The organism is Microcoleus sp. Pol12B4, from assembly GCF_036701385.1.
Classification (GTDB): Bacteria; Cyanobacteriota; Cyanobacteriia; order Cyanobacteriales; family Microcoleaceae; genus Microcoleus.
The window spans coordinates 1-3143 of record NZ_JAUBQR010000376.1; the positions used below are offsets into that span (position 1 = coordinate 1).

General features: G+C 45.5%; 3 protein-coding genes and 1 tRNA gene. 1 reads left to right on the top strand and 3 read right to left on the bottom strand.

Translation table 11 applies throughout. The features are described 5' to 3' along the window. The 3 genes from QUA38_RS28200 to cpdA all read right to left on the bottom strand — a co-directional run. Positions 1–236 (bottom strand): SDR family NAD(P)-dependent oxidoreductase (locus tag QUA38_RS28200; RefSeq protein ID WP_333167711.1); only part of this gene is annotated, 236 nt, incomplete at its 3' end. A 203-nt stretch (positions 237–439) separates the two neighbouring features. Further along, positions 440–1918, bottom strand: coding sequence for an alpha-amylase (locus QUA38_RS28205; RefSeq protein WP_333167713.1), 1479 nt, complete (start codon positions 1916–1918; stop codon positions 440–442). A 188-nt stretch (positions 1919–2106) separates the two neighbouring features. Beyond that, complete coding sequence (cpdA, locus tag QUA38_RS28210; protein ID WP_333167715.1) at positions 2107–2886, bottom strand: 3',5'-cyclic-AMP phosphodiesterase; 780 nt, start codon at positions 2884–2886, stop codon at positions 2107–2109. 176 nt (positions 2887–3062) lie between these two features. Here cpdA and QUA38_RS28215 point away from each other — a divergent pair. Further along, positions 3063–3133, top strand: a tRNA-Cys gene (locus tag QUA38_RS28215). Positions 3134–3143: the final 10 nt, after the last annotated feature.

Below are 3143 nucleotides of genomic sequence, written 5' to 3' on the forward strand. Positions count from 1 at the left end.
TTGTCAAAAATTGTTTGAAACGCTTTTTGCATTTGCTGAGAATCTCCAACATCTGCGGCAATAGCCAGCCCGCAGCCTCCTTCATTGACCAACTGGCGGACGGTTTCTTGCCCCGTCTCCAAAATGTGATCGATAATAGCAACTTTTGCGCCTTCCTTGGCCATTAAAATTGCTGCTGCATGACCAATTCCCGACCCACCGCCGGTAATAACTGCAACTTTTTCTGAAAGTTTCATATTTTTTTAGATAAATATTTTTTTGGGGTGATCGCATAGAATAAAAATAATACTAGAGAGAGGACTTTAGTCCTCACTACTAAAAACTTTTCGTCATCAAAATCATGACAGTAAAAAGTAGTTTAATGTACTAATTATAGCGGTAAGGTGTGCAGTGCACACCCTACTTTAGGCTGAGGAGTACGTCAATTTTAACGCAGTTTTTACGGCTGTGGCACCCAGACCGAAACAGAACCGGCGTTACACCGAAAATCAGCCCAACCATCGTCATTAGTTGTGATTGGTTCTTTGATGTGTTCGGTGATGTCAATATAAGTTCGATTCGGTTGTCCGACTTCCATAAACTTGCTGCCATCGCCTCCGTTACTGAGTACCACAGCCATACCGCCAGGATGTTCTTCATCTCCGAGTCTCGTCCAGCCAATGGTATTGGCGTGGTCGAAGTAATCGTACTGATTGCCGTAGGAATAAGTTTGGCGCGCGAACAAGAATTTATCGAGAATAAACTGATGTTTGTCTAACCAAATCTCGTATTCGTTGCCATCGTTTGCTGTATCCTTATAGTTGGCGCCATAATAGTCCGGGTAAAAAATGCACGGATATCCTTCGCTTCGCAGCAAGATTAAAGCGTAGGCAAGAGGTTTAAACCAAGCCTCGACAACCGATTCTAGGGATTGTAATGGTTGAGAATCATGGTTGTCCACCAAGGTAACGGCGAGGGTTGGTTGCTGTTGGACGAGGGTGTTATCAAAAATTGTTCGCAAGTCGTAGCTATTGCCGGCTTTGCTAGCAGCGTGGAAGTTGTAATGGAGGGGTGCGTCAAATAAGGAGACTTTACCATCCGTTGCTTGGATGAAGTAGTGCAAAGCTTCCACTTCGTAAGACCAATATTCACCGACGGCAAATAGGTCGCGTTGGGCATAGTGGCGAACGTGTTCCAACCATTCTTGGAAAAATTCTGCTTTAACGTGTTTGACGGCATCGAAGCGAAAGCCGTCAACGTTTGTTGTATCCACATACCACTCACCCCAGTATTTTAACTCCCCGCTGACTTCTGGGTTGTCCATATCTAAATCGCAACCCATGAGGTAATCAAAATTACCTTTTTCTAAGTCTACTCCTCGATCGAATTCTTTGCCTTTTAGCAAGTAAACGGCATGGGTTTCTGTGTTGTAAACGTTGTAATCAATGGCGTCAAAATGCCACCAATGCCACTCCATACTAGAATATTTTTGGTCGCGTCCGGGGAAGGTAAAATGCGTCCAAGCTTTGATTTTTTGATATTCGCCTACGGTGTCATTCCGGTTGTCGGGATTGAAGGGTGTGGCTTCGGCTTCTTCTTCTGCATCGGCACCTAATTTGTGGTTGAAGACAACATCGGCATAAATCCGAATTCCTGCATCTTGGGCAGCTTTAATCGCGGCCAAATACTCATCTTTTGTGCCGTATTTCGTGCGTACAGACCCTTTTTGGTCGAACTCGCCTAAATCGAATAAGTCGTAGACGCCGTAACCCACATCCATACCGCCGCCAGTTCCTTTATAGGCGGGTGGCAACCAAAGGGATGTAACGCCTATTTTCGCTAAATCTTTTGCAGATTTCGCTAGCTGATTCCACAGGCTGCCGTCGTCGGGGCTGTACCAGTGGAAATACTGCATCATCACGCCATTGAGTTGAGACATATATTTAGTTTTTCCTGTTTTTTTAAATTGCGATTGACATTTATGTTCGTAGGTCGCTAGTTTACGTATGTCTGCAATCTATGGTTAATAAATATCATAAAAGATGGGGCTGCTAAAAAAAATCTATCTGTTGATGTATTGACAACAGAATGTAAATTTGATACTAATTTTAGGAAGAATAAAAAATATTAATTTGGTGGCGATTTTGCAGCAACTCGCTCAACTCTGGTGTTCCAAGTACCGTCGATCGCCAATTCAAGCAATCTAAATCCCGGCGGGATTTCGTCAAGTATAATCGGATGGCTTTTGGGTAAAAGTTGGATGCAGGTGCTGGGTGTCCCCAAGTAGGTAACTGAGCCCCTCTGTTGGTGGAATTCTTGGTGAATGTGGCCACAAAGAACGATTTTGATTTGAGGATATCGATCGACAATTGCCAAAAATTCATCGGCATTGTGCAGCATCATTCCATCCATTATTTCAGAGTCGATCGGCAAAGGATGATGGTGCAAGGCAATGATAACAGGTCGATCGCCCGTTTGTTGCAGTTGAGAGTCGAGCCAATGCAAGCTTTCTGGAGAAAGCCGCCCGCCGTCGCATCCCGCTTCCACACTCGAAAGCAATAGAAATTGCCAGTTTCCTAGCATCCATGATTTTTCTGGGGAAAGGGGCGGTTGATTTAAGATTTCTGCCATGACTGGGATGTTGTCGTGGTTCCCAGGTATCCAGTAGGCGGGAATTCCGAGGGGGGCGATGAGGGAGACGAGGCGCTGGTAGGATTCGGGTGTTTCGTCTTGGGACAAGTCGCCTGTGAGTAGGAGTAAGTCGGGCGGCGGCTGTATCTGTTGCAAGCGATCGAGAACTGCTTGGAGGGTGCGGGCTGTTGAGAGGCATTGCCATTCTCGATCGATCTCTGCAAACAAGTGAGTGTCGGTGATTTGGGCGACGAGTAAGGGAGAAACTGGTGTCATGGCTGGTGTTGCGGGCGATCGATGTAGTTCTAGAATAGCCTCGGATGGGTTTTGAGGGTGTGGAAAAAAAGGGCGATTCCCTATGGGATAGCTTCGCTTCACGAAATTTTTGACAAATATGTTGAAATAATCGAGATTTGGTGTACTATAAAAAAACGTCAAATTTCAGACGTGACGGCGGCATAGCCAAGTGGTAAGGCAGAGGTCTGCAAAACCTCCACCCCCAGTTCAAATCTGGGTGCCGCCTTTTTTAATTT